Source organism: Sanguibacter suarezii NBRC 16159, assembly GCF_001552735.1.
In the GTDB taxonomy this organism is placed as follows: Bacteria; Actinomycetota; Actinomycetes; order Actinomycetales; family Cellulomonadaceae; genus Sanguibacter; species Sanguibacter suarezii.
This window is the reverse complement of the sequence record NZ_BCRT01000022.1, coordinates 74437-101089: the sequence shown is the minus strand read 5'-3', so window position 1 is coordinate 101089 and position 26653 is coordinate 74437. Positions and strand designations below refer to the sequence as shown.

At 71.1% G+C, this 26653-nt stretch carries 27 protein-coding genes and 3 tRNA genes; 12 read left to right on the top strand and 18 right to left on the bottom strand.

Going from position 1 to position 26653, the window contains the following annotated elements; translation table 11 throughout:
- Positions 1-24: 24 nt before the first annotated feature.
- Both SS2_RS16405 and SS2_RS16400 read right to left on the bottom strand, forming a co-directional pair.
- Entirely contained in the window at positions 25-912 is an 888-nt protein-coding gene (locus tag SS2_RS16405; RefSeq protein WP_066466049.1) for an ABC transporter permease, read from the bottom strand.
- On the bottom strand, positions 909-1859 hold the full coding sequence (locus SS2_RS16400; RefSeq protein ID WP_066466048.1) for an ABC transporter ATP-binding protein: 951 nt from the start codon (positions 1857-1859) through the stop codon (positions 909-911). Before SS2_RS16400 ends, SS2_RS16405 begins: the two co-directional genes overlap by 4 nt.
- 247 nt (positions 1860-2106) lie before the next feature.
- Here SS2_RS16400 and SS2_RS16395 point away from each other — a divergent pair, with 247 nt between their 5' ends.
- From SS2_RS16395 to SS2_RS16375, 5 genes are all read left to right on the top strand, one after another.
- Positions 2107-3201 (top strand): S-(hydroxymethyl)mycothiol dehydrogenase, encoded by a 1095-nt coding sequence (locus SS2_RS16395; protein WP_066466046.1) that lies wholly within the window; start codon positions 2107-2109, stop codon positions 3199-3201.
- Positions 3198-3827 carry an MBL fold metallo-hydrolase gene (locus SS2_RS16390; RefSeq protein WP_066466044.1) on the top strand — a complete coding sequence of 210 codons (630 nt, stop codon included), beginning with the start codon at positions 3198-3200 and terminating at the stop codon, positions 3825-3827. Before SS2_RS16395 ends, SS2_RS16390 begins: the two co-directional genes overlap by 4 nt.
- A gap of 121 nt (positions 3828-3948) precedes the next feature.
- Positions 3949-4983 (top strand): NAD(P)H-dependent amine dehydrogenase family protein, encoded by a 1035-nt coding sequence (locus SS2_RS16385; RefSeq protein ID WP_217995621.1) that lies wholly within the window; start codon positions 3949-3951, stop codon positions 4981-4983.
- Between the two features lie 4 nt (positions 4984-4987).
- Positions 4988-5647 (top strand): histidine phosphatase family protein, encoded by a 660-nt coding sequence (locus SS2_RS16380; RefSeq protein ID WP_066466040.1) that lies wholly within the window; start codon positions 4988-4990, stop codon positions 5645-5647.
- Entirely contained in the window at positions 5644-7017 is a 1374-nt protein-coding gene (locus SS2_RS16375) for an NAD(P)/FAD-dependent oxidoreductase (protein WP_083942373.1), read from the top strand. The genes SS2_RS16380 and SS2_RS16375 overlap by 4 nt, the downstream gene beginning before the upstream one ends.
- On the opposite strand, the gene SS2_RS16370 is transcribed toward SS2_RS16375, so the two are convergent.
- The gene (locus tag SS2_RS16370; protein WP_066466039.1) at positions 6990-7883 is read right to left on the bottom strand and encodes an alpha/beta fold hydrolase; all 894 of its coding nucleotides are present in this window, start codon (positions 7881-7883) and stop codon (positions 6990-6992) included. The genes SS2_RS16375 and SS2_RS16370 overlap by 28 nt on opposite strands.
- 93 nt (positions 7884-7976) lie before the next feature.
- On the opposite strand from SS2_RS16370, the gene SS2_RS16365 reads away from it, so the two are divergent.
- Entirely contained in the window at positions 7977-8897 is a 921-nt protein-coding gene (locus SS2_RS16365; RefSeq protein WP_157607395.1) for a hypothetical protein, read from the top strand.
- Entirely contained in the window at positions 8894-9277 is a 384-nt protein-coding gene (locus tag SS2_RS16360) for a GntR family transcriptional regulator (protein WP_245643666.1), read from the top strand. Before SS2_RS16365 ends, SS2_RS16360 begins: the two co-directional genes overlap by 4 nt.
- On the opposite strand, the gene SS2_RS16355 is transcribed toward SS2_RS16360, so the two are convergent.
- The gene (locus tag SS2_RS16355; protein WP_083942360.1) at positions 9274-10335 is read right to left on the bottom strand and encodes an alpha/beta hydrolase; all 1062 of its coding nucleotides are present in this window, start codon (positions 10333-10335) and stop codon (positions 9274-9276) included. The genes SS2_RS16360 and SS2_RS16355 overlap by 4 nt on opposite strands.
- A gap of 93 nt (positions 10336-10428) precedes the next feature.
- Between SS2_RS16355 and SS2_RS16350 the strand changes: the two genes are divergently transcribed.
- The gene (locus SS2_RS16350) at positions 10429-11100 is read left to right on the top strand and encodes a dihydrofolate reductase family protein (RefSeq protein WP_066466036.1); all 672 of its coding nucleotides are present in this window, start codon (positions 10429-10431) and stop codon (positions 11098-11100) included.
- A 22-nt stretch (positions 11101-11122) separates the two neighbouring features.
- Here the strand turns inward: SS2_RS16350 and SS2_RS16345 are convergent, their stop codons facing one another.
- From SS2_RS16345 to SS2_RS16335, 3 genes are read right to left on the bottom strand one after another with little or no spacing between them, the layout of a single operon-like run.
- Positions 11123-12319 carry a UDP-N-acetylmuramate dehydrogenase gene (locus tag SS2_RS16345; protein ID WP_066466035.1) on the bottom strand — a complete coding sequence of 399 codons (1197 nt, stop codon included), beginning with the start codon at positions 12317-12319 and terminating at the stop codon, positions 11123-11125.
- Positions 12316-13611 (bottom strand): MFS transporter, encoded by a 1296-nt coding sequence (locus SS2_RS16340; RefSeq protein WP_066466033.1) that lies wholly within the window; start codon positions 13609-13611, stop codon positions 12316-12318. The genes SS2_RS16345 and SS2_RS16340 overlap by 4 nt, the downstream gene beginning before the upstream one ends.
- Positions 13608-15038, bottom strand: coding sequence for an MFS transporter (locus tag SS2_RS16335; protein ID WP_169796331.1), 1431 nt, complete (start codon positions 15036-15038; stop codon positions 13608-13610). The genes SS2_RS16340 and SS2_RS16335 overlap by 4 nt, the downstream gene beginning before the upstream one ends.
- 182 nt (positions 15039-15220) lie before the next feature.
- Between SS2_RS16335 and SS2_RS16330 the strand changes: the two genes are divergently transcribed.
- Positions 15221-16300, top strand: coding sequence for a LacI family DNA-binding transcriptional regulator (locus SS2_RS16330; protein ID WP_066466111.1), 1080 nt, complete (start codon positions 15221-15223; stop codon positions 16298-16300).
- A gap of 208 nt (positions 16301-16508) precedes the next feature.
- On the opposite strand, the gene SS2_RS16325 is transcribed toward SS2_RS16330, so the two are convergent.
- The 6 genes from SS2_RS16325 to SS2_RS16305 all read right to left on the bottom strand — a co-directional run bounded on the left by SS2_RS16325 (position 16509) and on the right by SS2_RS16305 (position 18355).
- Positions 16509-16955, bottom strand: coding sequence for a MaoC family dehydratase (locus tag SS2_RS16325; RefSeq protein ID WP_066466031.1), 447 nt, complete (start codon positions 16953-16955; stop codon positions 16509-16511).
- Entirely contained in the window at positions 16952-17425 is a 474-nt protein-coding gene (locus SS2_RS16320; protein ID WP_066466030.1) for an FAS1-like dehydratase domain-containing protein, read from the bottom strand. The genes SS2_RS16325 and SS2_RS16320 overlap by 4 nt, the downstream gene beginning before the upstream one ends.
- 25 nt (positions 17426-17450) lie before the next feature.
- Positions 17451-17618: a 50S ribosomal protein L33 gene (rpmG, locus tag SS2_RS17200; RefSeq protein WP_083942359.1), complete on the bottom strand. Its 168-nt coding sequence runs from the start codon at positions 17616-17618 to the stop codon at positions 17451-17453.
- 84 nt (positions 17619-17702) lie between these two features.
- Positions 17703-17779 (bottom strand) — tRNA-Met (locus SS2_RS16315).
- Between the two features lie 64 nt (positions 17780-17843).
- Positions 17844-17915 (bottom strand) — tRNA-Thr (locus SS2_RS16310).
- 358 nt (positions 17916-18273) lie between these two features.
- Positions 18274-18355, bottom strand: a tRNA-Tyr gene (locus tag SS2_RS16305).
- Between the two features lie 164 nt (positions 18356-18519).
- Here SS2_RS16305 and rarD point away from each other — a divergent pair.
- From rarD to SS2_RS16290, 3 genes are all read left to right on the top strand, one after another.
- The gene (rarD, locus tag SS2_RS16300; RefSeq protein WP_369405225.1) at positions 18520-19470 is read left to right on the top strand and encodes an EamA family transporter RarD; all 951 of its coding nucleotides are present in this window, start codon (positions 18520-18522) and stop codon (positions 19468-19470) included.
- A gap of 155 nt (positions 19471-19625) precedes the next feature.
- Positions 19626-20120, top strand: a complete 495-nt coding sequence (locus tag SS2_RS16295; RefSeq protein WP_174523207.1) for a YajQ family cyclic di-GMP-binding protein — start codon at positions 19626-19628, stop codon at positions 20118-20120.
- 1 nt (position 20121) lies between these two features.
- Complete coding sequence (locus tag SS2_RS16290; protein WP_066466029.1) at positions 20122-20916, top strand: HAD family hydrolase; 795 nt, start codon at positions 20122-20124, stop codon at positions 20914-20916.
- A 61-nt stretch (positions 20917-20977) separates the two neighbouring features.
- On the opposite strand, the gene htpX is transcribed toward SS2_RS16290, so the two are convergent.
- From htpX to SS2_RS16265, 5 genes are all read right to left on the bottom strand, one after another.
- Positions 20978-21853, bottom strand: a complete 876-nt coding sequence (gene htpX, locus SS2_RS16285; RefSeq protein ID WP_066466098.1) for a zinc metalloprotease HtpX — start codon at positions 21851-21853, stop codon at positions 20978-20980.
- Positions 21854-22043: 190 nt separating this feature from the next.
- The gene (locus tag SS2_RS16280) at positions 22044-23426 is read right to left on the bottom strand and encodes an FAD-dependent oxidoreductase (RefSeq protein WP_066466028.1); all 1383 of its coding nucleotides are present in this window, start codon (positions 23424-23426) and stop codon (positions 22044-22046) included.
- Positions 23427-23591: 165 nt separating this feature from the next.
- A complete protein-coding gene (locus SS2_RS16275; RefSeq protein ID WP_066466027.1) occupies positions 23592-24068 on the bottom strand; it encodes an LpqN/LpqT family lipoprotein in 477 nt (158 codons plus the stop codon).
- The gene (locus SS2_RS16270) at positions 24068-24763 is read right to left on the bottom strand and encodes an FHA domain-containing protein (RefSeq protein WP_066466024.1); all 696 of its coding nucleotides are present in this window, start codon (positions 24761-24763) and stop codon (positions 24068-24070) included. The genes SS2_RS16275 and SS2_RS16270 overlap by 1 nt, the downstream gene beginning before the upstream one ends.
- Before the next feature lie 180 nt (positions 24764-24943).
- The gene (locus SS2_RS16265; protein WP_066466023.1) at positions 24944-26650 is read right to left on the bottom strand and encodes an FHA domain-containing protein; all 1707 of its coding nucleotides are present in this window, start codon (positions 26648-26650) and stop codon (positions 24944-24946) included.
- Between the last annotated feature and the right edge of the window lie 3 nt (positions 26651-26653).

The following is a 26653-nucleotide window of genomic DNA, read 5'->3' as shown; positions in this document are numbered from 1 at the left end:
TGGCCGGGCGCCACTGTGACATCGTCACGTCAGATCACGGGTACGTAGGCGGATGCCGGCTGCGACGAGCGGCAGGAGGATCCACGCGGCGAAGACCAGACCGCCGCCGACCGGGCCGAGGTCAGGTGCGCCGTCGGGTCCTGCGCTGTCCGGAGTGGTCGTCATCCGGTACGCGGCATTAGAGGGCATGAGTTCCATGACCGTGCTGACTGGGTCGAGCTCGGTCACCACAGTCTCGGTCGAGACCCCCACCTGGGGCGGCGAGGCGAGATCTGCAGCGAGGACGAAGCCGACGGGCAGGACGAACACCAGGGCGAGGGCCACTGTCACCGCCAGGACGGTCCGGCGCACGAGCGAGCCGACGGCCAGCCCGAGCAGCGCCATCCCGAGCAGCAGCAGGCCTGAACCCAGAAGCACCTGCGGCGTCCACTGGGCGGTGAGGTCCAGCGGGATGTCGCGCGAACGCGCCGCCGGCAGCACTCCCAGGACCAGTGCCGCCAACGACACGACCGCGACCACGCCTCCGACGAGCGTGGTGACGAGGACCTTGGCCATGAGGACGGGGAGCCGGCGCGGGACCGCTGTGAACGTCGTCCGGAAACCCCCGGCGCGGAAGTCTCCCGTGCCTGCGAGGACTCCGAGCACGAGCATGGAGAGCTGGGAGAGCACGAGGCCCTGCGACAACGAGCTGAGCGGTTCGAAGCCCGGGTCTCCGGATGAGGCGTTCGCGGAGAGATAGGCCGTGACCCAGGTCAGACCGACGGTGACTGCCGCGGTCCAGGCTGTGGAGCGCAGGCTGACCAGCTTGCTCCACTCCGAGGCGACGACCCGGAGGACGGTGGGACCCTTCGTGGTGGGAGCAGGGCGGGACGTGGGGCTGGACGTGGCCCGGTCTGTTGCCGCGGCGGTCACCGCGCACCTGCCTCGGGGCCCACCGTGGTGGCGCGTCCGCGGTACTCCACGGCGTCTGCCGTGAGCTCCAGGTAGGCGTCCTCGAGAGAGCCCCCCTCGGTCGCCAGCTCAAAGACCATGGCACCGCACCGGCCGGCGGCGACGCCGACCTCGTCGACGGATACCCCGCGGACGCGGAGCACCCCCCGCGGCGTCCCCGGCTCGACGGACAGCACCTCGGCACCCAGCGCGCAGAGCGCCCTCTCGAGCGCCTCCGGTTCGCTCGATCGCACGCGGACCGTACCTGCACGTTCGGAGCGGTCCACGATCTCCTGCACCGTCGCGTCGGCGAGCAGGCGGCCGCGGCCGATGATGACGACCCTGTCGGCGCACAGCGCGAGCTCGTGCATGAGGTGGGAGGACAGCAGGACGGTCCGCCCCTGGCGGGCGAGGTCGCGCACGAGCCCGCGCACCCAGAGCACACCGTCCGGGTCGAGCCCGTTGACCGGCTCGTCGAGGATGAGCACCTCCGGGTCACCGAGCAATGCGGTGGCGATCCCCAGCCGCTGCCCCATGCCGAGAGAGAACGTGCCCGCGCGGCGTCGCGCCACGGGCTCGAGGCCCGTCATGGCGATGACCTCCTCGATACGTGACCGGCCGATGCCGTGGGTCCGCGCATGGGCGAGGAGGTGCCGGAAGGCGGTGCGCCCGGGGTGCACCGAGCGCGCGTCCAGCATGACCCCGACGGCGTGCAGCGGGGCGTCGAGGTCGGCATACCGCCGACCGGCGACCGTCGCGGTGCCCGACGTCGGTCGTTCCAGCCCCACGATCATCCGCATGGTCGTCGATTTCCCGGCACCGTTGGGTCCGAGGAACCCGGTGACCGTGCCGGGGCGGGCGATGAAGCTCAGCCCGTCCACGGCAGTGGTCGCTCCATAGCGTTTCGTCAACGCCTCTACCTGGATCATGTGCCGTCCCCTCGTCATGGCCGACTCCCTCGGTCCGGGAGTCTGTCTGCCGTCGACGCTATGGCGGACGCCCGTGTCCACGGGACCTGCTGGCGACCGAGATCGCTCGCGGCGCCGCCTCCTCCTCAGGGATGAGACGCGTCATCCCTGCTGCGGGTCCCCCAGACCGGAGATGACCTGCACCTTCACCCCCGGCGGAGCGGAGCACGTAGCCTGGGACCAAACCGTCCCCCGATCGAGGAGAACCATGCCCTGGACCGTCAACGCCGTCGTCGCGCTCGCCAAAGATGAGCCCGTCTCGACCGTGCAGATCATCGTCCCCGACCCCGGACCCGGTGAGGTCGTCGTCGACGTGGCTGCCTGCGGCGTCTGCCACACCGACCTGCACTACCGCGAGGGTGGCATCACCGACGACTACCCCTTCCTGCTCGGCCACGAGGCCGCCGGGACCGTGTCGGCGATCGGTGAGGGCGTCGAGAACGTCGCCGTCGGCGACGCCGTCGTGCTCAACTGGCGCGCGGTGTGCGGGCTGTGCCGGGCGTGCCGTCGCGGCCGCCCGCAGTACTGCTTCGCGACGCACAACGCGACCCAGAAGATGACCCTGCTCGACGGCACGCCGTTGAGCCCCGCGCTCGGCATCGGTGCCTTCGCCGAGAAGACGCTCGTGGCCGCCGGCCAGGCGACCAAGGTGGACCCGGGCGTCGACCCGGCCGTCGCCGGGCTGCTCGGCTGCGGTGTGATGGCCGGGCTGGGCGCGGCGGTCAACACCGCTCCCGTCCAGGTCGGTGACACCGTCGCGGTCATCGGCTGCGGCGGCGTGGGCTGCGCGGCCGTGGCCGGCGCGAATCTGGCCGGCGCACGCCGGATCATCGCGATCGACCTCGACGACTCCAAGCTGGAGTGGGCACGGACCCTGGGGGCCACGCACACCATCAACTCCTCCGGCATGGACACCGACGGCGTGGTCGCGGCCATCGCCGCCCTCACCGACGGCGTCGGCGCCGACGTGGTGATCGACGCCGTCGGGCGTCCCGAGACCTGGAAGCAGGCCTTCTACGGCCGCGACCTCGCCGGGACCGTGGTGCTCGTGGGCGTGCCCACCCCGGAGATGACGCTCGAGATCCCGCTGGCCGACGTCTTCGGTCGCGGCGGGTCGCTCAAGTCCTCCTGGTACGGGGACTGCCTGCCCGAGCGCGACTTCCCGGCGCTGCTGGAGATGTACAGCCAGGGCCGCCTCCCGCTCGACGCCTTCGTCTCCGAGCGGATCGGCCTCGGCGACGTCGAGCAGGCCTTCGCCACCATGAAGTCCGGCACGGTCCTGCGCTCGGTCGTGGTCCTGTGACCGCGCGGGTCGAGCACCTGGTCACGTCGGGGACCTTCTCCCTGGACGGTCAGACCTTCGACGTCGACAACAACGTGTGGATCCTCGGGGACGACTCCGAGGTGGTGGTCCTGGACGCCCCGCACGACGTGGACGCGATCGTCGAGGCGGTCGGCGGGCGCACGGTCGTGGCGATCCTGGCCACCCACGCCCACGACGACCACGTCCGTCAGGCGCCCGTCCTCGCGGAGCGTCTGGGTGCTCCCATCTGGCTGCACCCGGCCGACCGCGAGCTGTGGGCCCTCACGCACCCCGGCACCGCGCCCACCCACGACCTGACCGACGGCCAGGTGATCACCGTCGCCGGGACCGACGTGCACGTCCTGCACACCCCGGGCCACAGCCCCGGGTCGGTGTCCTTCTCGGTGCCCGAGCTCGCCGTCGTGTTCACCGGCGACACGCTCTTCGCCGGTGGGCCGGGGGCGACCGGGCGCAGCTTCAGCGACTTCCCGACCATCGTGGAGTCGATCCGCACCCGGCTGCTGACGCTGCCGCCCGAGACGGTCGTGCACACCGGGCACGGGGACTCCACCACCATCGGCGCCGAGGCGCCGCACCTGGCGGAGTGGATCGCTCGAGGCCACTGACTCCCGCGGTGCGGACCGGTCGATCCTGCGAGGACGACCGGTCCGCCCCGGCAGGACCGCGTGACGTTGCCTATGCTCGGAGCATCGGTCACCCACGACGCGTGAACCTGCGGAGGCAATGATGTCTACTCGTCCAGTTCGAGTCGTGATCTACGGCTGCGGGAACATGGCCCGGGTGATCACCGGGTACCTCGTCGACAAGGGCGCCGAGATCGTCGGCGCGATCGACACCGACCCCGCGCTCGTGGGACGTGACCTCGGCGAGGTCGCGGGGCTGACGGAGCCGCTCGGGGTGACCATCTCCGACAACGCCGAGGGCGTGCTGGACGCGACCATCCCCGACGTCGTCGTCCTCACCCTGCTGTCGCTCATGACGGACATGGAGCCGTTCTTCGAGGACTGCGCCTCCCGCGGCATCAACGCGGTGTCCACCTGCGAAGAGGCCTTTTTCCCCTGGAACACCTCCCCCGAGATCACCGCCCGGCTCGACGAGCTCGCCCGGCGCAACGACTGCACCCTGCTGGGGACCGGCTACCAGGACGTCTTCTGGGGCTCGCTGGTCACAGCGACCGCCGGCGCGACCCACCGGATCGACACCATCCGGGGGTACTCGACCTACAACGTCGACGACTACGGCATCGCCCTGGCCCAGGTCCACGGGGTAGGGCTGGACCTGGCCACCTTCGACGCCGAGATCCGCGCGGCCGCGCTGCCCTCCTTCGCGCTCAACGTGCCGCCCTGGCTCGCCGGGGCGCTGGGCCTGGACGTGTCGTCCATGACCCAGGAGCTCGAGCCGATCTTCGCCAGCGGAGCGATCACCTCCCGCACCCTCGGCCGGGAGCTGCCCCCGCACGAGGTCATCGGCATGCTGGCCCGGGCCACGGCCGAGACGGTCCAGGGTCCGACGCTGATCATGGAGGTGGTCGGCAAGGTCTACGGCCCGCGCGACGTCGACCACAACGACTGGATCATCGAGGGCGAGCCGCGGACCGAGCTCGTGGTCACCGAGCCCAAGACCGTCGAGCTCACCTGCGCCACCACGGTCAACCGCATCCCCCAGGTCATCGACGCCCCGGCCGGTTTCATCACCGGCGACCAGCTCGGTCCGGTCGCCTACCTGACCGGGCCGCTGACCACCAGCCTCGGCATCGACTGAGCCGGTGGCTGACTTCACGCCGCAGCTGGTGCTGCTGCGCCACGGTGAGACCGAGTGGAGCCGCGACCGCCGGCACACCGGGCGCACCGACCTCACCCTGACCAACGACGGCGAGGCTCAGGCCGTCGCGGCGGGCCGCTTCGTCGCTCGGCTGCCGATGCTGGACGGGCGTCGCTTCGCGCAGGTGCGCACCAGCCCGCTGCTGCGGGCCCGGCGCACCGCGGAGCTGGCCGGGTTCCCTGATGCCCTGGTGGACCCCAACCTCATGGAGTGGGACTACGGCCCCGTCGAGGGACGCACCTCCCGGGAGGTCAGCGACGACGCCGGACGCGAGTGGCAGATCTTCCGCGACGGCGTGCACCCCGGCGCCCCACCGGCCGCGGACGACTCCGCCGGTGACGGCACGCGGGGCGAGACCCTCGCCGAGGTGGCGCACCGGGCTGCGCAGGTCATCGAGGAGGTGACCGAGACCCTGGACGACGGCGGGGACGTGCTGCTCGTGGCGCACGGGCACCTGCTGCGGGTGCTCGGCGCGCTCTGGCTCGACCTCGACCCGGGCGCCGCGGCCCGCTTCGAGCTGGGGACCGCGGCGGTCTGCGTGCTGGGCGCCGAGCACGGCCTGCGGACGGTCGCCGGCTGGAACCTTGTGACGTGGTCGCCATGACGGCACCGGCAGCAGGCGAGCCGGGCGCATCCGGCCGTGAGGCTCCTCGTGAGAGGTGGCCCCATGTCGTCGTCGTCGGCGGCGGGTTCGCCGGCGTCGCTGCGGTGCGTGCGCTGGCCAAGGCCCAGGTGCGGGTCACCCTCGTGGACCGGCGGGTCTACAACACCTTCCAGCCGCTGCTCTACCAGGTGGCCACCGGAGGGCTGAACCCCGGTGACGTCATGTACTTCCTGCGCAGCCTGCGGGTGCGCCAGCGGAACCTGCGCGTGGTCCACGAGCAGCTGGTGTCCATCGACACCGACGCCAAGACCATCCAGCTGCTCGACGACGCCGTCATCAGCTACGACTACCTCGTGCTGGCCAACGGCGTCACGACGAGCTACTTCGGAACGCCGGGGGCGAAGGAGCACGCCTTCGCGATGTACTCCCGGTCCCAGGCCCTGGCCATCCGCGACGCGCTCTTCGTGCGGCTCGAGCGGGCGGCGGTGGGCGCGGACACCGACGGGCTGCACCTGGTGGTCGTCGGCGGTGGGGCGACCGGGGTGGAGGTCGCCGGCGCCCTGGCCGAGCTGCGCGACCAGGGACTGCGCCCGGCCTACCCCGAGATCGCCGGCGACGCCTTCCGGGTGACGGTGGTCCAGCGCGGGGACGAGGTGCTCAAGGCCTTCCCCGCATCCTTGCGCCGCTACGCCAAGGACCAGCTCACCGCTCGCGACGTCGAGCTGCGGCTGGGAGCCGGTGTCGCGGCCGTGCTGCCCGACGCCGTCGAGCTGACCGACGGCACCCGGATCAGCTCCGACCTGACGATCTGGGCGGCCGGAGTCGCCCCGCACGAGGAGGTCAGCCGCTGGAACCTGCCGCTGGACGAGCACGGGCGCGTGCGGACCGGACCGGACATGCGCGTCGTGGGGCTCGATGCGGTGTTCGCCGCCGGGGACATCGCCAGCACTCCCTTCGACCTGCCCCAGCTCGCCCAGCCGGCGATCCAGGGGGGTCGCCACGCCGGCCGGCAGATCCTCAACCTCATGGCCGGGCGGCCCACGACGCCCCTGCGCTACCTGGACAAGGGCACCCTGGCTGTCATCGGGCGGCGGTCTGCTGTGGGCGACATCGCCGGCAAGCTCCGCCTGCGCGGGCTGCCCGCCTGGTGGGTGTGGCTCTTCGTGCACGTGGCGGGGCTGCTCGGGTCACGCAACCGGTTCACCACGATCGCCGGGCTGCTCTCGCGGTACTCGGTCGGCTTCCACCGCAGCCCCGTGCCGATCGTCGGCGAGGTGCCCTCGGTCCGTCCGTCGAGGACTCAGCCGGCGCAGGACCCTGCACCGGCGGCGGCAGCGCCGGATCAGTCCTCCAGCCGCTCGTCCCAGTAGTCGCCCAGCAGGGTGGCGGTCGCGGCAGGGTTCTCCTCCGCCGGGCAGTGCCCGGCGTCCGGGATGACCCGGTACGGCGCGTCCAAGACCTCGGCCATCTCCTTCTGCCACGCCTGCGGCCAGGCGTCGTCGGTCGCGCCGTGCGCGACGAGCACCGGCAGCCCGGTCTCGCGCAGCTCGACCGTGCGGTCCGTGGTGTCCCACAGGACGTCCATGATCGCCCGCAGGTTGTCCGGTGAGGTGAGCTCGGCCCGCAGCCTGCGGTAGGCGTCGTAGGGCTCGAGGTCGGTGGCGGGCAGCTCGGCCAGGGCCGGGTTGGCGTTCGCCCACAGGCCCAAGGAGCCGCTCTCGTCGACGATCGAGCGCAGGTCGTCCTTGCTCGAGCCGAAACCGCGCGGCCCCGAGCACAGGAGCACCACGTCAGCGAAGGCCTGCGGGGACCGCAGGGCAGCCGCGCGGGCGACGAGGCCGCCGAAGCTGTGACCGACGAGGTGGACCGGGGCACCGCCGCCGACGATGTCAGCGACCTCGCAGGCATCGGCGGCGAAGTCCTCGAGCCGGTAGGCGTCGTGCCCCTCGGGGGCGACAGAGTCGGCCTGACCACGCTGGCTGTAGGCCCAGACGTCCCAGCCCTGCGCGGCGAGCAGCGGCAGCAGCGGGAGGAAGTCTTCCTTCGACCCGGTGAACCCGGGGACGAGGAGCACCGTGCCGCGCGCTGCGGCGACAGGCTCGGCGTGCAGGCCGGTGAGCTCGCCGACGGTGGTGCGGATGGTCACAGGGGCGACGCCGTCGACCAGCGGGAGCGGGCCGAAGGCCTCCCAGGGACGGACGAGCACGCTCGGGGTCTGAGGATCGTTGGAGATCATGAGCGTCGACTCTACGTGCTGATCCCGTGACTGGACGACTCGTTTGCACTAATGTATTGAGTCATTGATCAATGACTCGATCGGAGCACGGCAATGACGCCTGTTGTCTGGATATCCGGCATCACCCTGGTGATGCTCATCGCACTCGTCGCGGTGACGGTCGGGGTCGTCGTCACCCTCACCCGCCGCACCCGCAGGCCCGGCGACGCCCGCGAACCGCTCACCGCAGCGAGCGCAGCCCGCACCCACGCCCGACGGATCCACATCGCCGCCTGGTGCGCCCTCGTCCTGGCGATGGTCACCATGACGGCCGTCGCGTCCTCGGCGCGCGGCCTGGAGGCCGGGCGGATCACCGGCCTCGTCCTCGCCGCCGGCGGGCTGACCTTCCTCGCGGTCTCTGCCCTGGGCGAGATCACCTGGCCGCGCCCGACCGGCTCGGTCCGCACCGCCACCCTGGTCCGTCGCACCGTCCGCGACGTCACCCCACGCCCGGCGGCGGTGCTGCTCGGCGTCACCTCCGCCCTGCTGCTCGCCGCGCTGGTGGCCGGCGGGCTCACCGCGCTCCCGGACGGGCGCAGCTACGGCCGGACCACCATGGCCGCCGACGGCGTGGCCGTGACCTGGGCGTCCAGCCCGTACCCCGGATGGTTCTACGCCGTGCCGCTCGCCCTGGCGGCCGCCGTCATCCTCCTGGCCTGCGGCGGGTGCCTGCTGCTCATCGCCCGGCGCCCGGCGATCACGGACACGGCATCGACCTGGGACCTGGCGATGCGCCAGCTCAGTGCGCAGCGGGTGCTGCGGGGCGCAACGCTCAGCCTCGGCGCGACGGCGGCTCCCGTCTACGGGCTGCTCGCCCTGCCCTTCCTGCGGGAAGGTCCGTGGGGCATCGCCGTGCTGCTGCTCCTGGGCGCCCTGGCCTCGATCGGTGTGGCCGCGGCGGCTGTCGCCCTGCCGGGCACCGTGGTGCCCGCAGCACCGGAGCAGGCGCGCCGCACCGGATGGGCAGTGGCGTGAACGGGGACCTGAAGATCACCATCGACCTGGACTCCGGCGTCCCGCCCTACGAGCAGATCCGGTCCCAGATCATGGGGCACGTCGCGGCCGAGAACCTCTCCCCCGGCGACCGCCTGCCCCCGATCCGCGCGCTCGCGACCGACCTCGGTCTGGCGGCGGGGACGGTGGCCCGCGCCTATCGCGAGCTCGAGCTCGCGGGAGTGGTGACCACGCGGCGTCGGGCGGGGACGGTGATCTCGGACGGGGCGGTCGCTGCGGACGTGCTCGTCCAGCAGGCCGCGCGGGCCTTCGTCGACCAGGTGCGCGGGGCGGGCCTGTCCGACGAGGCGATCCTCGACGCCGTGCGCGGCGCCCTGCTCAGCCCGCCACCGACCGTCTAGACCCGCCTAGACCCACCCAGCCCGCTTGCCGTCGCCTCGCCCAGCCCGTGCTGGGCGAGCCAGTCCACGACCGCCGCGAGGTAGGCGCTGCGTGCCGGCTCCGGTGAGAGCGCGAGGTCATGGATGCCGCCCTCGATCTGCACGACCGTCACGTCCGACCCCAGGGCGGGGGCGCGCGCGACGATCTGGGCCACGTCGAGGATCACGTCGCAGCGGTTGAGGTCGGGGTTGTCCGCGCGGTTGGGTCCGCTGCGGGTCGAGGCGCACACGAGCACCGGACAGTCGAGGTCCAGCCCCCGGGCCAGGCGAGCCTGGCCCGACCGGATCGCCCGGAGCCAGCCAGCGAGCACCGCGAAGCCCTCCGGCGGCTTGAGCCGCCGGTCGTACTCCCACTCCCCGCCGGACTCGCGGTGCAAGGACCGTGAGTACTCCGACGGCGCGTGCTTCACCACCACGTACCGCGCGCGCCCGCCGACGACGTCGAGGAGCGCGGTCCCCACGACCCGGTCGACAAACGGCCGGTTGAGGTCCAGGAACGGGCTGTTGAGCACGAGGGCGTCGACCGTCGCCCGCCCGGTCGCGCTGTGCGCCCACAGCGCGGCGAGCAGACCGCCGGTCGAGTGCCCCATGAGCACAAGACGCTGACAGCCCAGCTCCTCGCGCAGGATCCGCGTCGCGGCCGCCAGCTCTTCGCCGTACTCACGCAGGTCCATGCAGAAGTTCGGGGTCTGGTGGGGCAGCAGCGAACGACCGTAGCCGTGCAGGTCGATCGCCACGAGGTCGAGTCCGTGTGCGGCCAGGTGCGCGGCGAGGTGCGTCTGGAAGAAGTAGTCGACGAAGCCGTGGATGTAGAGCACCACGGGCCGGTCAGGGCGGTCCGGCGGGTCTGGCCAGCCCGGCTGGTCTGGCCGGTACGTGGCTGCTCGGGCGTCGAGGGTGGCCCGCCGCGTGACGAGGGTCGCGACGACCTCGCCGTCGTCGTCAGGGAGCAGCGGCACCGTGCGCGCGACCCAGTCTCCCCCGAGCACGTCGGGCAGCCACGGGTCGCTCTCCGCCATGAGAGCCAGTCAATCACCTCCCCGCCGGTGGCGACCCGCCGGGACGGTGCCACGATGAGAGGGAGAAGCCCTCCACGACCGCCAGGTGCCGCCATGTCCCAGCTCCGCGCGTACAACCTCTCGATGTCTCTCGACGGCTTCATGGCCGGGCCCGACCAGAGCCTGGACGACCCCCTGGGCGTGGGTGCCATGCGCCTGCACGAGTGGGTCTACCCCACCCGCGCCTTCCGCGCGGACCACGGGCTCGACGGCGGCACCGAGGGGCTGGACGACAGCTTCGTCCAGCGCGGCACGACCGGGATCGGCGCGACGATCATGGGTCGCAACATGTTCGGCCCGGTCCGCGGGGACTGGGGAACGTGGGCAGAGGACCACGACGGCGAGCCGTGGACCGGCTGGTGGGGGCCCAACCCGCCCTTCCACCACCCCGTGTACGTGCTGACCCACCACCCCCGTCCGCCGCTGACCCTGTCCGGCGGGACGACCTTCCACTTTGTCTACGGCGGCGTCGAGGACGCCTATGCCCAGGCCACCGACGCTGCGGGGGACCTCGACGTGCGGCTGGGCGGCGGTGCGTCCACGGTCCGCCAGTTCCTGGCGGCCGGGTTGGTCGACGAGATCCACGTGGCTGTCGTGCCGATCCTGCTCGGGTCGGGCGAACGTCTCTTCGGCGAGCTGGGTGAGCGGGCCAGAGACCTCGACTGCGTCGAGATGGTCGCCTCCCCGACCGTCAGCCACGTCCGGCTGGCGCGCCAGAGCGGCTAGGCCCGTCGGCAAGGCCCGGCGGCTAGAGCGAGACGCCCACCAGCACCGGCTCGGGGACGAGCTCGATGCCGAAGGTGTCGCGGACGCCGTCGCGCACGGTGCGGGCCAGGCGGACGATGTCCGCGGCCGTGGCCGACCCGCGGTTGGTGATCGCCAGGGTGTGCTTGGTGGACAGGGTGGCCGGGCTGTCCGGGCCGTCCACGCCGTAGCCGCGGGTGAAGCCCGCCTGCTCGATGAGCCAGGCCGCGGACGTCTTGACCAGGGTCTCGTCGATCCGGCCCAGGCTCGGCCCGGTCGTGGTGATGGGGATGGCTGACCGCACGGGGTACACCGGCGCGCCCTTGGGCAGGGAGGCGGCGAGCTCGGCGGGCAGGATCGGGTTGGTGAAGAAGGATCCGGCGCTCCACCGGTCGTGGTCCGGGGCGGCCGGGTCGGTGTCCAGGAGCATCCCCTTGCTGCCGCGCAGCTCGAGCACGGCCTCACGGACCGCGGCGTTCTCGGCGCGCTCACCGACAGCGACGCCGAGCCGACGGGCGAGCTCGGGGTAGGCGATCGGGGCGGACAGCGTCCCGAGGCGGAACTGGAAGCTCACGTCGAGGACCACGTACCGCGGGCTCGGGTACCACGGGGCGAGCGGGTCGACGGGGTCCGTCGACCCTGCTCCGGTCAGGGCGTCGGGCAGCTGGGTGGACCGCTTGAGCTTGGAGGTGCGGTAGCCGAAGTTGAGGTCGGTCAGCGCCAGGGTGCGCACCCGCGACTCTCCGCGGTCCCACACCCGTACGGTGGCCACGGTCCCGGAGACCTCCTGGCCGTAGGCGCCGATGTTCTGCACCGGAGCCGCGCCGACGGTCCCGGGGATGCCGGACAGCGCCTCGACGCCCACCCAGCCGTTCTCGATGACCTCGACGACGAGGTCGTCCCAGCTGTGCCCGGCCGGGACGGTGACGCTTGCCCCGCCGCAGGTGTCCGCGCTCTCCAGGTGGATCCCGGTGCGCGTGTCACGCAGCACCACCCCGGAGAACCCCTCGTCCGCCACGAGGAGGTTGGAGCCGCCGCCGATGATGAGCAGCGGCTCTCCGGCGTCGTCCACGGCGCGCACCGCGTCGATGAGCTCGGCCTCGGTGGAGGTCGTCACGTAGGAGTCGATCTCACCGCCGACGCGCAGCGTGGTGAGGTCGGCGAAGGTCGGTTCGGTCAGAGCTGGAAGATCAACGGTCACTTCACCAGACTAGTTCGCTCCGGTGCCCGGCGCTGGCGCTCCTCGGGCGAGGCCACGACCGCGGACACCAGCAGGCCGAGCACCAGGGGCAACGCGATCGACAGCAGGGCGTTGCGGTAGCCGATGTGCGCGGCCAGCTCCCCCAGCAGCGGCGGGCCCGCGAAGAACGCGGTGTAGCCGATGGTCGAGACGACGCTCAACCGTCCGGCCGCGCGCACCGGGTCGTCGCTCGCGGCGCTCATCCCCACCGGGAAGCCCAGCGCGGCGCCCATCCCCCAGCCCACGACGCCGACCAGGGCCAGCGGCAACCACGGGCTCAGACCGAAGAGGACCAGACCGGCCAGCGCCAGACCAGCCGACAGCCGCAGGACGGTCACCCGCCCGTACCGGTCGAGCAGCGCGGTGCCCAGCAGGCGCATGCCGGTCATCGCGGTGAGGAAGATGAAGAGGGACAGCGCGCCGGTCGAGTGCGAGGAGTCGAAGCCGTCCACGACTGCCAGGCTGAGCCAGTCGTTCGCAGCGCCCTCGGTCAGCGCGGCGGCGAGCACCACGACGCCGATGAGCAGGGTCCGGCGCTCCAGCCACGCCCCGAAGGGGTTGGGCTTGGCCGTCGTGACGGCGACAGCGGGGTCGACGCCGTCGAGCTCGCGGCCCTCGGGCGCACCAGGCGCTCCGGGCGCAGCCGCTGACACCGCGGCGGACTCCACCACGGCGTCGGGCAACAGGTAGCGGACGGCGACCAGCACGAGCACGAGGGAGACCACGACCGCGGCGCACAGGTGCATGAACAGCGACATCTCGACCCGTGAGGCGAGCGCCCCCAGACCGGCCCCAGCCATGGTGCCGAAGGAGAAGCTGGCGTGGAAGCGCGGCATGATCGCCCGGCCCAGGCGCTGCTCGACGGCGGCGCCCTCCAGGTTCATCGCCGCGTCCCACACACCCAGACCGATGCCGGACAGAAAGAGCCCGGCGATGGCCAGCGGCAGCGAGGCGTGGGTCACGCCCGAGGCCGCCAGGACGAACCCGGTGACGTTGATGGTCGCGAAGATCGCGATGGCCAGGCGACCACCGATGTGCTGGACGATCCACCCGGACAGCGGCAGCGCGATGATCGACCCGATGGCGGCGATGAGCACGAAGCGCCCCATCTGCGCCGGGTCGTAGCCGAGCAGGTCTCGCACGAGCGGGAGCCGCGACGCCCAGTTGGCGAAGTTGAACCCGGAGAGGAAGAAGACCGCGTAGACGGCCTTGGCCGCCGTGGAGACGACGGCCTCGTCGCGGCGCTGGCTCATGCGTCGACGCGTTCGTGGACGGCGAGCGGCACCGGAGCGGGGGCGCCGGCGTCGAGCAGGGCGGCGTCCAGGACGGCGGCGTCGAGGACTGCCTCGTCCTGGTCCTCTGCGTCACTGCTCGCCTCCCGCACCGGCGAGCCGCCATGGGCACCCGGCTGGGCAACGGTCGCGCCCTCAGGAAGGATCTTGGTCACGTGCTTGGACAGCAGGAGGCTGGCCACGAGCGCGACGACGATGAGAGTGAGCGCGTGCCGGGCGCCGATGGCCTCAGCGGCCAGGCCGAGCAGCGGAGGTGCAGCCAGGGAGGACATCGAGGCGAAGGCAGAGACGACCGAGACGCGGGCGGCAGCCTTGAGCGGGTCGTCCGAGGCGGCGGCGATCGCGAGCGGCACGGCGAGGGCAGCACCCATTCCCCAGAGCACGGCGCCCAGGCCGGCGACGACGAGGGTGGGTCCGAAGCCGAAGAGCAGCAGACCGACGATGGCGATCACACCGGACAGGCGCAGCGTGACCACACGACCGTAGCGGTCGATGAGGCGCGTGCCGAACATCCGGATGACGGTCATGGCGGTGACGAAGGCACCGAAGACGAAGGCGCCGATCGCCTCGGTCTCGGCGAAGCCGTCCACGACGGCGATGGGCAACCAGTTGTTGGCCGATCCTTCCGACAGCGAGGCCGCCATGCAGACGATCCCGATGAACAGCGTCCGCGGCTCCCGCCACGCGGCCAGGGCGGAGCCGAGGCTCGCCTTGCGGGCCCCCATGGCGGCACGCGCTCCCGTGGTGCCGGCCTCCGGGACGACGACGCCGGCGCGGATCTCGGCCTTGCGCACGCGCGCCGTGCGCGCGGTGTCCGCGCGGTCCCAGCGGACGGCGTCGGGCAGGTGCGTGTCCAGGACGACGTGCGGGATGGAGACCAGGCGCCAGACGAGGGTGATGGCGGCGATGGTCGAGAACTGCACGATGATCGGCACCTCGAGCATGGAGGCACCAGCGCCGATGAGCGAGCCCACGACGGCACCGATCGAGAAGGCGGCATGGAACTGGGGCAGGACTGCGCGGCCCATGCGCCGCTCGACAGCCGCGGTCTCCACGTTCTGCGGGACGTTCATGAGGGCGATGGACATGCCGTTGAGCACGAGCCCGATGGCGAGGACGAGGGTGGACCCGATGGTCGGACCGATGCCCTCGAGGGTGAGGGCGAAGAAGCTGGCGATCGCGGCCACCACGAGCACCCGCCGTCCGCCGAAGCGGGCGACGATCGATCCGGCGAGCGTCACCGCCACGAGCGAGCCGACGGCACCGACGAGCAGCACCGCGCCGAGCTCAGAGGTGCTCAGTCCGAGCAGCTCGCGGACCGTGGGCAGGCGCGCGAGCCAGCTGGAGGTGTTGATCCCTAGGAGCAGGAACAGGCCGAGCAGGCCCATCCGTGCGCGGTGGACCTGCTGTTCGGGAGTGGTTGGAGCCTTAATGCGTTGTTCCCTCGTCTTCGAATCGATTCGATCGCCCTCCACGATTCGATCGAATCGTTTCGAGGCAGTGTCACAATTGTCGGGTACGCTGGCGGCCTCCGTCAATTGGGTTACTCGAGCAAAAATGTGAGGTGGACGTGTCGGCACACAAACCGACCCTTGCGAGCGTCGCCGAGGCGGCCGGGGTCTCCCTGTCCACTGCCTCGCTCGCCTTCGCGTCCTCGGGACCGATCGCGGAGAAGACCCGCGCCAAGGTTCTCGCGGCCGCAGCCGACCTCGGCTACCGGGGCCCCAACCCGCTGGGCCGCCAGCTGCGCTCAGGGCGCACCGGGATCGTGGGGGTCGTCATCGGCGACCAGCTGCGTCGCAGCTTCCGCGACCCGGTCTCGGTCCAGGTGCTCGACGGCCTGGCCAGCACCCTCGGCGCCCTCGGGCTCGGCGTGCTGCTCATCCCCGGCACCCCGCCGGTCGACGGACGCCGCGTCGTCGCCCCCCTCGTCGAGGACGCGGGCATGGACGTCGCGATCCTCATCTGGGGCGTGCACGCCAACGACCCCACCCTGGACGCTCTGCAGCGCCGCGGGGTCCCCGTCGTGGTCGGCGAAGGCCACCCCGTCGAGGGCGCACCCCTGGTCGGCATCGCCGACCGGACAGGCACTGCCGAGCTCGCGCGGTACCTGCTGGACCTCGGCCACGAGCGTTTCGCCTCGATCACGCTGCCCTTCGGCTTCGGCGGCCACGCCGGCGAGGTCGACCCGGCCGGACCGGTCGACTGGACCGCCACCCAGCACCGACTCGAAGGCCTCGCCGACGCGGGGATCACCCCGGTCGTCTGCTGGGAGGCCGAGGCGTCCCTCGTCGAGCAGGGGCACGCCGCCGCACTGGCGATCCTCTCCCCCGATCGCTTCCCCGACCCGTCCCAGCGCCCGACGGCGATCATCGCCCAGTCCGACCTGCTCGCCGCCGGTGCGATCCTCGGCGCGCGCGAGCTGGGCCTGCGGGTCCCCGAGGACGTCTCGATCGCCGGCTTCGACGGCCTCGACCTGCCGTGGCTGGGCGCCGACGTGCTCACGACCGTCAAGCAGCCCCTCGCCGAGAAGGGCGCAGCCCTCGGCCACGCCGTCCAGAGCCTGCTGGCGGGCGACGAGCCCACCGTGACGATCCTCGACGTCGAGCTCGTCATCGGCACCACCACCGCCCCGCCACCAGCCCCCTAACCGGCCCCGCCCTCCACGCCCCCGAGCGTCCGCACCCCCGAACTCGTGAGCGGATCGCCGAACTCGTGAGCACGGGCGGTTGCGAGGTGAAAGAACGGGTCCTGCTCACGAGTTCGCCGAAGGGTTCACGAGTTCGGGAAGGGGCGTGCAGGAGCACGGAGAGACGGTGCGAGCTGAGAGCGTGGCGTGGTGGCGCCGGGCTCGGGGCCTAGAGGGCGACGACGGCCTGGGACTTGCCGAGGACGCGGGCGCCCTCGAAGGTGACGGTGAGGTCGACGCGGACGGTGCGGGCCTCGAGGTCGATCGCACCGATCGCGGCGGACACCTCGACGACGGCCTCTCCCGGGTTGGGGACGGCGACCGGACGGGTGAAGCGCGTCTGGTAGTCGACGACGGCGCCCGGGTCACCGGCCCAGTCCTCCACGAGAGCCACAGCCGCACCCATCGTGAACATGCCGTGGGCGATGACGCCGGGCAGGCCGACGCTCTCGGCGACGGTGTCGTTCCAGTGGATGGGGTTGAAGTCACCGCTCGCGCCGGCGTAGCGGACCAGGCGGGCGCGGTCGACGACGACGGACCGGGTGCCGATGACGTCACCGACGGCGAGGGTCGTGATGTCAGGGCGGACGGCGCTGACGGGGGACGTGGCGCTCACAGGCCTTCTCCTCGCACGGCCAGCGTCGACGTCACGGTCGAGACCAGCTCGGTCGCAGCGCTCACAGCGTCCAGGGCGTAGATGTCGCAGCGGGTGGTGACCATCGCCAGTCCGGATCGCTCGGTGATCGAGGCGACGGTGAGCACGGTCACCAGCTCGTCTCCGGCGTGGATGGGGCGGTGGTGGACGAAGCGCTCGTCAGCGTGCACGACCCGGGTGAAGTCGACCCTCGCGGCCGGGTCTTCGATGTACTGCGCCTCGGCCCGCTGAGCGACGATGACCGCGAAGGTGGGAGGCGCGATGAGGTCCGGATAGCCCAAACCCCGCGCAGAGTCCACAGAGTGGTGCGCGGGGTGGGTCGAACCTACGGCAGCGGCGAACTCACGGATCTTCTCCCGACCAACCGAGTACGGGGCGTTGGCCGGATACTCGCGCCCGACAAAGTCGAGGTTGACGGAAGAAGTCGTCATCGCTGCTGCGTGCTGACCGAGACGGTCAGCGGGTCTCGCGGTGGGCGTTGTGCTTGCCGCAGCGCGGGCAGAACTTCGCCAGCTCGAGACGGTCGGGGGTGTTCCGACGGTTCTTCTTGGTGATGTAGTTGCGCTCCTTGCACTCAACGCATGCAAGCGTGATCTTGGGGCGAACGTCAGTACTCTTAGCCACGGTCGTGCCACCTCTCGCGCCGCCGGGGCGCTACGTACTTCGTTGACGCGCACCGCCGGCCGGCGCGCGCAGTGTTGCCAGTGCTGGTAGCGGGGGCGGGGCTCGAACCCGCGACCTCACGATTATGAGCCGTGCGCTCTGACCAACTGAGCTACCCCGCCGCATCGATGCTCAGCGACCGGCATGAGAAAAATATTCCCACGCCGACCGGCATCGCACCAACAGAGCCCCCGATGGGAATCGGACCCATGACCTCAGTCTTACCAAGACTGCGCTCTACCACTGAGCTACGGGGGCAGCGCGGAAAACGATACATGCATCTGGGCTGGTTCATGAAATCGGCTCCCGGGGGAACGATCTCGGCCCTTGCGATCCGCGACGCGCCAACGATACATGAGCCGAGGCCTCCTTCGCACCACCCGCCCACCCGCGGGCACGGGGCCTCTCGCAGGGGGGCCGCAGGGCGCCGTGCGGGAGACGACGACGCGGCTGGCAGGGGCCGACACGGGCCGTCCGGGAGGCCGTCCAGCGGCCGTCGAGCACCGCGACCAGGTCGTCGATCGCGCCGACCGGACACGTCATGGACGCACGGGTCGAGGATGCACAGGTCGTGGATGCACAAAGGGCGCCATCCGATGGATGGCGCCCTCATGTGTGGCGGCTGAGGGATTCGAACCCACGTAGCATTACACGGCAGATTTACAGTCTGCTCCCTTTGGCCGCTCGGGCAAGCCGCCGAGCTTCTCCTCCGGATCTGCCTCATGACCTCAGTCATGGAACCGATCTGCAGGAGCGAGACAACGATACAAGACAGACCCGGTGAGAGGAAATCGGCGCCCGGACGGCTGGCGACGGGGTCTACCAGGACGTGCTCGGCAGCCGTCGCTCGTATCGTTGACCCGTGCCCGAGACCCTCGCCTCCCCCACGACCACCACCCCGGACAGCCGCACGCCGTCGGTGCGCTGGGGGATGACGCTCGGGATCGCGTGCTACGTCATGTGGGGCGCGCTCCCCCTCTACTTCCCGCTGCTCTCCCCCGCGGGCGCCCTCGAGATCATCGCTCACCGGGTCGTGTGGAGCCTGCTCTTCTGCCTCGTGCTGTTGCTCCTGACCCGCCAGATCCGCCAGTTCGTGCAGGTGCTGCGCTCGCGCCGGTTGCTGCTCGCACTGTCCGTGGCCGCCGTCCTCGTCGCGGTGAACTGGATGATCTACGTCTTCGCCGTGACCTCCGGTCATGTCGTGGACGCCTCGCTCGGGTACTTCATCAACCCCTTCGTCACGGTGCTGCTCGCCGTGATCGTGCTCAAGGAGAAGCTGCGACCGGCCCAGTGGGTGGCCCTGGGCTTCGGCCTGGCGGCAGTGATCGTCATCACCGTAGGCCTGGCCGCCGTGCCGTGGCTCTCCCTCGGCCTGGCACTGACCTTCGGCTTCTACGGTCTGATCAAGAACCGCGTGGGCCCTCACGTGTCGGCTGTGCCCAGCCTCGCCGTCGAGACCACCGTGCTCACCCCGGTGGCCCTGGCCTACATCCTCTGGCTCACCGCTCAGGGCACGAGCACCTTCCTGCAGGACGGCGCGGGGCACGCCCTGCTGCTGGCGTCGTCGGGCATCGTGACCGCGCTGCCGCTGCTCTGCTTCGGTGGCGCGGCCCGCATCCTGCCGCTGCGAGTCATCGGGATGCTGCAGTACATCGCTCCGATCATGCAGCTCCTCGTGGGAGTCCTCGTCTTCGACGAGCACATGCCGCCGCTGCGGTGGGCGGGCTTCGCCCTCGTGTGGGTCGCCCTGACCATCCTCACCGTCGACGCGCTGCACGCCTCTCGCGCGATGCGCCTGTCCCCCACCCGCTGACCGACCCAGTGGCCGGCGTCGGCACGCTCCGCGCGCCCGCGACGTCGCGGACCAGGGCAGATCGCCTCCCACCACCGCAGATGCGGTGGGGCTGGTGCGGCCGGATCGGATACGGTGGGATCAGCCCATTTCTACAGTGCGACAGGAGACCTATCGTGGCTGATTCATCGATGGACATCGTGAGCAAGGTCGACCGCCAAGAGGTCGACAACGCTCTCAACCAGGCAGTCAAGGAAGTAGCCCAGCGCTACGACTTCAAGAACATCGGCGCCTCGATCGCGTGGAGCGGCGAGAAGATCGTCATGACCGCGAACTCCGAGGAGCGTGTCCTGGCCATCCTCGACGTGCTCGAGACCAAGCTCATCAAGCGTGGGGTCTCGCTCAAGCACCTTGACGTCCCGGAGAACGGTCCCCAGCTCTCGGGCAAGGAGTACCGCCTCGAGGTCAGCCTCAAGGAGGGCCTGGCCGGCGAGAACGCCAAGAAGGTCACCAAGATCATTCGCGAAGAGGGCCCCAAGGGCGTCAAGACGCAGATCACCGGTGACGAGGTCCGCGCGACCAGCAAGTCCCGCGACGACCTCCAGGAGGTCCAGGCCCTGCTCAAGGGCGCCGACCTCGACTTCGCGGTCCAGTTCACCAACTACCGCTGAGGTGACGGCCCCGCAGGTCGTCGCGACCGACCTCGACGGCACGCTGCTGCGCAGTGACGGGTCCCTCTCGGACCGCACCCGCAGCGTGCTCGCCGGTCTTGACGACCGCGGGATCCACGTGGTCTTCGTGACCGCACGGCCACCGCGCTGGCTCGCCGCCGTCGCCGGCGCGGTGGGCGGGCACGGGTTGGCGATCTGCCTCAACGGCTCGTGCGTGGTGGAGGTCGCCACCGGGACCGTCTCCCAGGTCCACGGCTTCGACGCCCCGGCCCTGGCGGAGGTGGTAGCTGACCTTCGTGCGGCGCTGCCCGGCGTCGAGCTGGGTCTGGAGCGGCCCAGCGGCGCCGTGTTCGACCCGCACTACACCCACGACCATCACGCGCCCGCAGACGCCCACCGATCGACCGTCGAGGACCACCTCGACGAGCCGGTGGGCAAGCTGCTCGCGCGCCTCACGTCCATGCCCGACGACGCGTTCTTCGCGCGGGTCGAGTCCGTGATCGGGGCCCGCGCCCAGCTGGCCTACTCCGGCGCGACGGGGCTCGCGGAGATGACCGCTCCGGGGGTGAGCAAGGCCGCTGCCCTGGCCCGGTGGTGCACCGGGCACGAGGTGGACGCCCGCGACGTCTGGGCCTTCGGCGACATGCCCAACGACCTGCCGATGCTCACCTGGGCAGGCACCTCCTTCGCCGTCGCCAACGCCCACGACGCCGTGCTGGCCGCAGCCACCCACATCACCGCCTCCAACGACGACGACGGCGTCGCCCAGGCGCTCGAGGGGCTGCTCGTCCCGTAGGCGAGGGCGCTGCCCACCTCAGGGCTGCGCCTGCCTCAGGGCTACGACCGTCAGCCCCGGTTCACACCCGTGGGGCGCCGGGCAGCCCGGCCATCCGCTCCAGGCGGTTGATCCGCTCAGTCATGGGCGGGTGGGTCGCGAAGAGCTTGCCCATGCCGCCGCCGCGGAAGGGGTTGGCGATCATCATGTGCGAGACGTCCACGAGGTTCTGGTTCTGCGGCAGTGGCATGCGCTGCGTCCCGGCCTCGAGCTTGCGCAGGGCGGAGGCGAGGGCTAGGGGGTCGCCGGTGAGCTTGGCGCCGTCCTCGTCGGCGTCGTACTCGCGGGTGCGGGAGATCGCCAGCTGGATGAGGCTGGCCGCGACCGGCGCGAGGAAGGCCATGAACAGCGCGGCGATGGGGTTGCCTCCGCGCTCCCGGTCCCCGCCGAAGAACATGAGGAACTGCGCCAGCCCGGTGATGATCCCGGCGAAGGCAGCAGCGATCGAGGACGTGAGGATGTCGCGGTTGTAGACGTGCATGAGCTCGTGGCCGAGCACCCCGCGCAGCTCGCGCTCGTCGAGGATGGCCAGGATGCCCTCCGTGCAGCACACAGCCGCGTTCTGCGGGTTGCGCCCGGTGGCGAAGGCGTTCGGGGCAGGCGTCGGGGAGACGTAGAGACGGGGCATGGGCTGGCGCGCCGCCGTCGAGAGCTCGCGGACGATCCGGTACATGACCGGCTGCTCGATCTCGCTCACGGGCCGGGCGTGCATGGCCCGGATGGCGAGCTTGTCGGAGTTCCAGTAGCCGTAGGCGGTGCCGATCAGGCCGATCCCGCAGAACAGCACCAGCATCGATGTGCTGCCGCCTCCGACGATCGCCCAGAGCCCGAGCAGGAAGGCCCACATGATGCCGAACAGGACGGCAGTCTTGAGGCCGTTGAAGTGCTTGTGTCCCACGTGCGCCACCTCTCTCCACCTCGTGCGTCGCGGTGCCAGGAATGCACACGACGGACGACGCACGTCTGCACATGTCAACGCACAGGCCCCTGTGAGCGTTCCCGATTCAGGATACTCACAGGGGCCTGGCGGTGCTGTGTGACAGCAGGTGACAGCAGGTGGCAGCACGTGACTGCTGCCGGACGGCGGACTACTGCTGTGCGCCTCGGGCGATCTCGATCATCTCGTCGCGGGAGATGACCTTGATCCGCTCGCGGCCCTTGGCCTCACCGAGGGCGCGCTCGTGGGCGTCGAGCAGCTCCCAGCCGGACCACTCGATGACCTCGACGCCGCGGTCGGCGAGGAAGCTCGTGATGGCGTCCGGGTCCGGCTGGGTGGCCGAGGCGAAGCCGTCCTGGGTCAGGGCGTCCTCGACGAGGTTGCGGATGGTCTCCGAGGCGTCGGACTTGGTGTGCCCGATGAGACCGACGGGGCCGCGCTTGATCCACCCGGTGCAGTACACGCCCGGGACCTGCTCGCCGTCGATGTCGACGACGCGACCCTCGGCGTTGGGGATGACGCCCTTGCGGTCGTCGAACGGCAGCTCGGGCAGCGGCGAGCCGAAGTAGCCGACGGCGCGGTACACGGCCTGCACGGGCCAGTCGTGGAACTCACCGGTGCGAGAGACGGTGCCGTCGCCGTTGAGCCGGGTGCGCTCGGTGCGCAGCGCGTCGACCTTGCCGTCGCCGTCGGTGTCGAGGATCTCGGCCGGGGCGTGCAGGAAGTGCAGGTGCAGACGACGCGAGGCGGAGAAGGTCGACGGGTCGTTGAGGGTCCAGTCCGTGAGCGTCTTGACGATCTGCTTGGTCTGGTTGGACGAGCCGATCGCGGCGATCGATCCCTCGTCGAACTCGAAGTCCTCGGGGTAGACGATGACGTCCACGTCGCGGACGTGGCCGAGCTCGCGGAGCTCGAGCGGGGAGAACTTCGCCTGGGCGGGGCCACGACGGGCGAAGACGTGCACGTCGGTGACCGGGGAGCTCTTCAGTCCCTCGTAGACGTTGTCCGGGATCTCGGTGACCAGGAGGTCGTCGGCGTGCTTGGACAGGATCCGGGCGACGTCGAGGGCGACGTTGCCGGCGCCGATCACGGCGACCTGCTGAGCCTCCAGCGGCCAGGTGGTCGGCACGTGGGGGTGGCCGTCGTACCAGGAGACGAAGTCCGCTGCGCCGTAGGACCCGTCGAGGTCCGCGCCCGGGATGGGCAGGGCGGCGTCGGTGATCGCACCGGTCGAGAAGATCACGGCGTCGTAGAACTGACGCAGGTCGTCGAGCTTGAGGTCGATGCCGTAGTCGACGTTGGACAGCAGGCGGATGTCGCCGCGCTCGAGGACCTTGTGCAGCGCAGTGATGATCTGCTTGATCCGCGGGTGGTCGGGGGCGACGCCGTAGCGCACCAGCCCGAACGGGGCCGGCAGGCGCTCGAAGAGGTCGATGGACACGTCGAGATCCGTCTTGGACAGGATGTCGGCGGCGTAGATGCCGGCCGGGCCGGCCCCCACGATGGCCACGCGGAGTTGACGGTCAGTGCTCACGGAATTTCATGCCTTCCGGTTGGAGTCGGCGAGTGCATCTGGGGTTCAGATCTCAAGACTTCTCAAAGTCTAGGCGCATGCGCAAGATGCCAACATTCCCAAACATCTCGCCCTGTGGATACAGCGTCTCGCAGGACGGACGAGTGTTACACCCGGTAAATCGGGTCAGATGAGGATGAGAGAGTCCTGAATCTCACGGATCTGGGCGAAAGCTGAGTCGACCTGCGTCCCGGCGCACGTCCCCGTGATCTGCACCACATCAAAGACCGGACCCGCTGGCAGGACGCACATCCGCAAGGCCTGCACAAGAGTTCCACCCTTCCCGTCGGAAAAGTAGCCCTCGACCCGCAGTCCGCTCACACCGAGCATCTCGGCGGCGTCCTCACGCAGCGTCTCGGTGAAGCGCGGCAGAGCCTTGAGCCGCTTGGCCACGTCCTTGCGGGCAGCGGCGACGGTGAAGTCAGCGCCGAAGCGCGTGACCGTGACCAGCACGTTCGGGCGGAACTGGCCTGCCGGCACCTCCTGGGCGAGAGCGAGCGGCAGCCCGACGCCCGCCAGCCCGACCCAGCCCTGCGGCTGGGCCACCTGCAGGCTCGGGTAGGCGGGGAAGGCGTCGCTGGGGAAGGTCAGCACGTCACCCATCAGTCCTCCGAGGCCACATCGAGGAGGGGCAGGTCGGCCGGGGTCACCAGGCGCGAGGTGACCGCGTACTCCACCAGCCGGGACCGGCGGTTGGTGGCCAGCTGCTTCGGTCCCCCGCGCAGACCCTTGACACCCATCCGGTCGAGCTTGTCGCAGACGTTGTCGAGCTTGCGGTTGAAGCGGGTGGTGGCCCATCCCAGCCGCTTGGCGGCCTCGGCGGTCGAGGGGATCTCGCTCAGGCCCGCGCCGTCACGCTTGAGCATCGGCTCGCACAGCGAGACGATGAGCTGCTTCTGGCTGGTGGTGAAGGAGATGGCGCCGATGGTCGTCTCGCCCACGAGCGCGTCGTCGGGCACGATCTCCTGGGACGGGGTGCCTTCCAGGTGCACGAGCAGCTCGTAGGTCGTGGGGCCCGCGGTGAAGACGACGGTGGTCGTGCTGAAGACGATGGGCAGGCGGTTGCCGGGCGAGAGCCAGGACTGCACGCCCCCGCTCGCGTCGCACACGGTCACCGAGATGAGCGAGCCGATGTTGGACAGCCACCAGATCCCGTCGGTGTGGGTGAACCTCAGGAACCGGCGGTGCAGGTAAGGGTTGTCGTCGATGGTGAGGTCGGCCTCTCGGCCGATGTCGAAGGGTTCGTCCAGGCTCGGCCGGAACCACTCCCCGCAGTAGTCGATCGCGAGTTCTGTCATCGCACCCAGGCTCCTTCGTCCGCATCGCACGCCGCCGTGCGCACCAGGCGAGCAGTCCTGCGCCCACCTGCCCGCAAACTGTATCGAACAAGTGATGCACACCGAGGCGCCCGCGCCGCGATCTCGCGGGCTTCACCCGCTCCCTCGACGGGTTCACCCGCTGGCGCGGACCGGCACCACTCAGACGAGGCCGCGGAAGGTCAGCGTGATGCCGTCACCGAGGTCGACGACGTCCCCGTCCGCCACGAGGGTGGGCTCCGAGGGGTGCAGCCGGCGCAGCGGCTGGCCTGCGCGCAGCAGCATCGTGCCGTTGACCGTGTCGAGGTCGACGAGCAGCACGTGCCACCCGTCGAGGCGGATCTCCACGTGGGAGCGGGAGATGTCCTGGCTCGGGCTGGGGACGGTGACCAGCCGCTGAGCGACCGGCGAGGCGGTTGCCTGGGCCTGCGGGAACCGGCCGACCACGATCGGCACGCTGAGGTCGACGCTCTCCCCGGTCGAGATCTCGACCTGCCCGAGCGAGGGGCGCTCGACGAGCTGCGCCGTGGGGCTCAGACCGCCCCCGCACTGCGCGCAGGCCAGACGGGACGGGGGGTTGGGGTGACCGAAGAAGCAGGACCGCGCCAGGATCGTGGTCCCCTGCGGTGCCGGGTCGCGGAACGGCGCGACCGTCACAGCCACCTGCTGCGCCTGCGGCAGCACCGGCGGCACGTGCACGACGGCGGAGGTGGGCGGAGGTGGGGGCGGCGGCGGAATCGCACCGGTCGTCGTGGCGGGGACCGGAGGAGCCGGGCTGGGTGCCGCTGGCGCGGGAGCCGGGGTGAGAGCTGGAGCTGCGTGAGGGGCAGGAGACTCGGGAGACGCAGCGGCGGCTGCGGCCGGCTCGGGAGCCGCCGTGGTCGCAGCGGAGGAGGTCGAGGCCTTGATCTCAGCCAGCGCCGAGGCGAAGAAGGTGGTGTCGTCGAAGTCGTCCTCGTCGGCCTCCTCAGCCTCGTGCTCCCACTCCTCGGGGACGGAGGCAAGGGTCCGCCCGAAGTCCGTCTCGCCGTGGTGGGTGGGCATCAGCCCGTCTCCCGCTGCGCTCAGCGCGTGGGACGGGCTCATCGCGTGAGCCGGGACCGGCGCTCGCGCAGGCACCGCGGAGGCGAGAGACCTGGCACCGTAGCCGACAGCGGGGTCGGCCTCTGCGTCGGCGTCGGCGTGGGCCTCGGCGGCACTGATCCCCGGGGCATCACTCTCCGGGCCACTGAGGCCATCAGCTGCGCCGGCACCCGCACCGTCATCCCCCGCGACGGCCACGTCTCCCAGTCCGTCCACGACGTCCCACCGCAGCCGCTCAGCCTGGACGATCCCGTCCACGATGGCCAGCGGCGGCGCCGCGTCGGCATCGGCGCCGGTCACCAGCTCCATCCGCACGACGTCGCCGATGGTCTTGTCCACCCAGGTGGTCACGTCGGGTCCGCTGACCTTCTCGGTCGCTTCCTGGGGCGCGCCGCCGGGCGCACGGTCCGCCGCGCGCGTGGTCACGACGGCGGAGAAGGCGCCTCGCACGGCGACCTGCACCACAGCAGGCTCAGGAACGACGGACGCACCGAGGTCGGCGCTCGCGCCGTCGGTGGCACCCGCAGCGTCTCCCGCGCCCAGGACGACGACCGCGAAGGACGGCAGGGCACGCCAGGTCGGGTCGAGCACCTCGGTCACGGTGTCCAGCAGCGTGGCCAGGTCCCAGCCACCGGGCGTCGCCGTGGACGTACCCGGTGCGCGGGCCGCGTCGACGGCCTCCCAGAGGTCAGCGGCCACCGCGGTCCCCACGCAGGCGTCGACGAGGACGACCGCGCCCGGGCGCACCAGCGCGAAGGCCGGTCCGGGAGCGTAGTGAATCGACATGGC

What these genes read in the sequence shown, in the direction of transcription:
- SS2_RS16370 (WP_066466039.1), bottom strand. Translation starts at nt 7,883, where the DNA reads ATGATCTCCAACGATCCTCAGACCCCGAGCGTGCTCGTCCGTCCCTGG.
- SS2_RS16400 (WP_066466048.1), bottom strand. Translation starts at nt 1,859, where the DNA reads ATGATCCAGGTAGAGGCGTTGACGAAACGCTATGGAGCGACCACTGCC.
- SS2_RS16365 (WP_157607395.1), top strand. Translation starts at nt 7,977, where the DNA reads ATGACGCCTGTTGTCTGGATATCCGGCATCACCCTGGTGATGCTCATC.
- SS2_RS16320 (WP_066466030.1), bottom strand. Translation starts at nt 17,425, where the DNA reads ATGACGACTTCTTCCGTCAACCTCGACTTTGTCGGGCGCGAGTATCCG.
- SS2_RS16265 (WP_066466023.1), bottom strand. Translation starts at nt 26,650, where the DNA reads ATGTCGATTCACTACGCTCCCGGACCGGCCTTCGCGCTGGTGCGCCCG.
- SS2_RS16355 (WP_083942360.1), bottom strand. Translation starts at nt 10,335, where the DNA reads ATGGCGGAGAGCGACCCGTGGCTGCCCGACGTGCTCGGGGGAGACTGG.
- SS2_RS16375 (WP_083942373.1), top strand. Translation starts at nt 5,644, where the DNA reads ATGACGGCACCGGCAGCAGGCGAGCCGGGCGCATCCGGCCGTGAGGCT.
- SS2_RS16350 (WP_066466036.1), top strand. Translation starts at nt 10,429, where the DNA reads ATGTCCCAGCTCCGCGCGTACAACCTCTCGATGTCTCTCGACGGCTTC.
- SS2_RS16395 (WP_066466046.1), top strand. Translation starts at nt 2,107, where the DNA reads ATGCCCTGGACCGTCAACGCCGTCGTCGCGCTCGCCAAAGATGAGCCC.
- SS2_RS16335 (WP_169796331.1), bottom strand. Translation starts at nt 15,038, where the DNA reads ATGGGCCTGCTCGGCCTGTTCCTGCTCCTAGGGATCAACACCTCCAGC.
- SS2_RS16270 (WP_066466024.1), bottom strand. Translation starts at nt 24,763, where the DNA reads ATGACAGAACTCGCGATCGACTACTGCGGGGAGTGGTTCCGGCCGAGC.
- SS2_RS16275 (WP_066466027.1), bottom strand. Translation starts at nt 24,068, where the DNA reads ATGGGTGACGTGCTGACCTTCCCCAGCGACGCCTTCCCCGCCTACCCG.
- SS2_RS16385 (WP_217995621.1), top strand. Translation starts at nt 3,949, where the DNA reads ATGTCTACTCGTCCAGTTCGAGTCGTGATCTACGGCTGCGGGAACATG.
- SS2_RS16340 (WP_066466033.1), bottom strand. Translation starts at nt 13,611, where the DNA reads ATGAGCCAGCGCCGCGACGAGGCCGTCGTCTCCACGGCGGCCAAGGCC.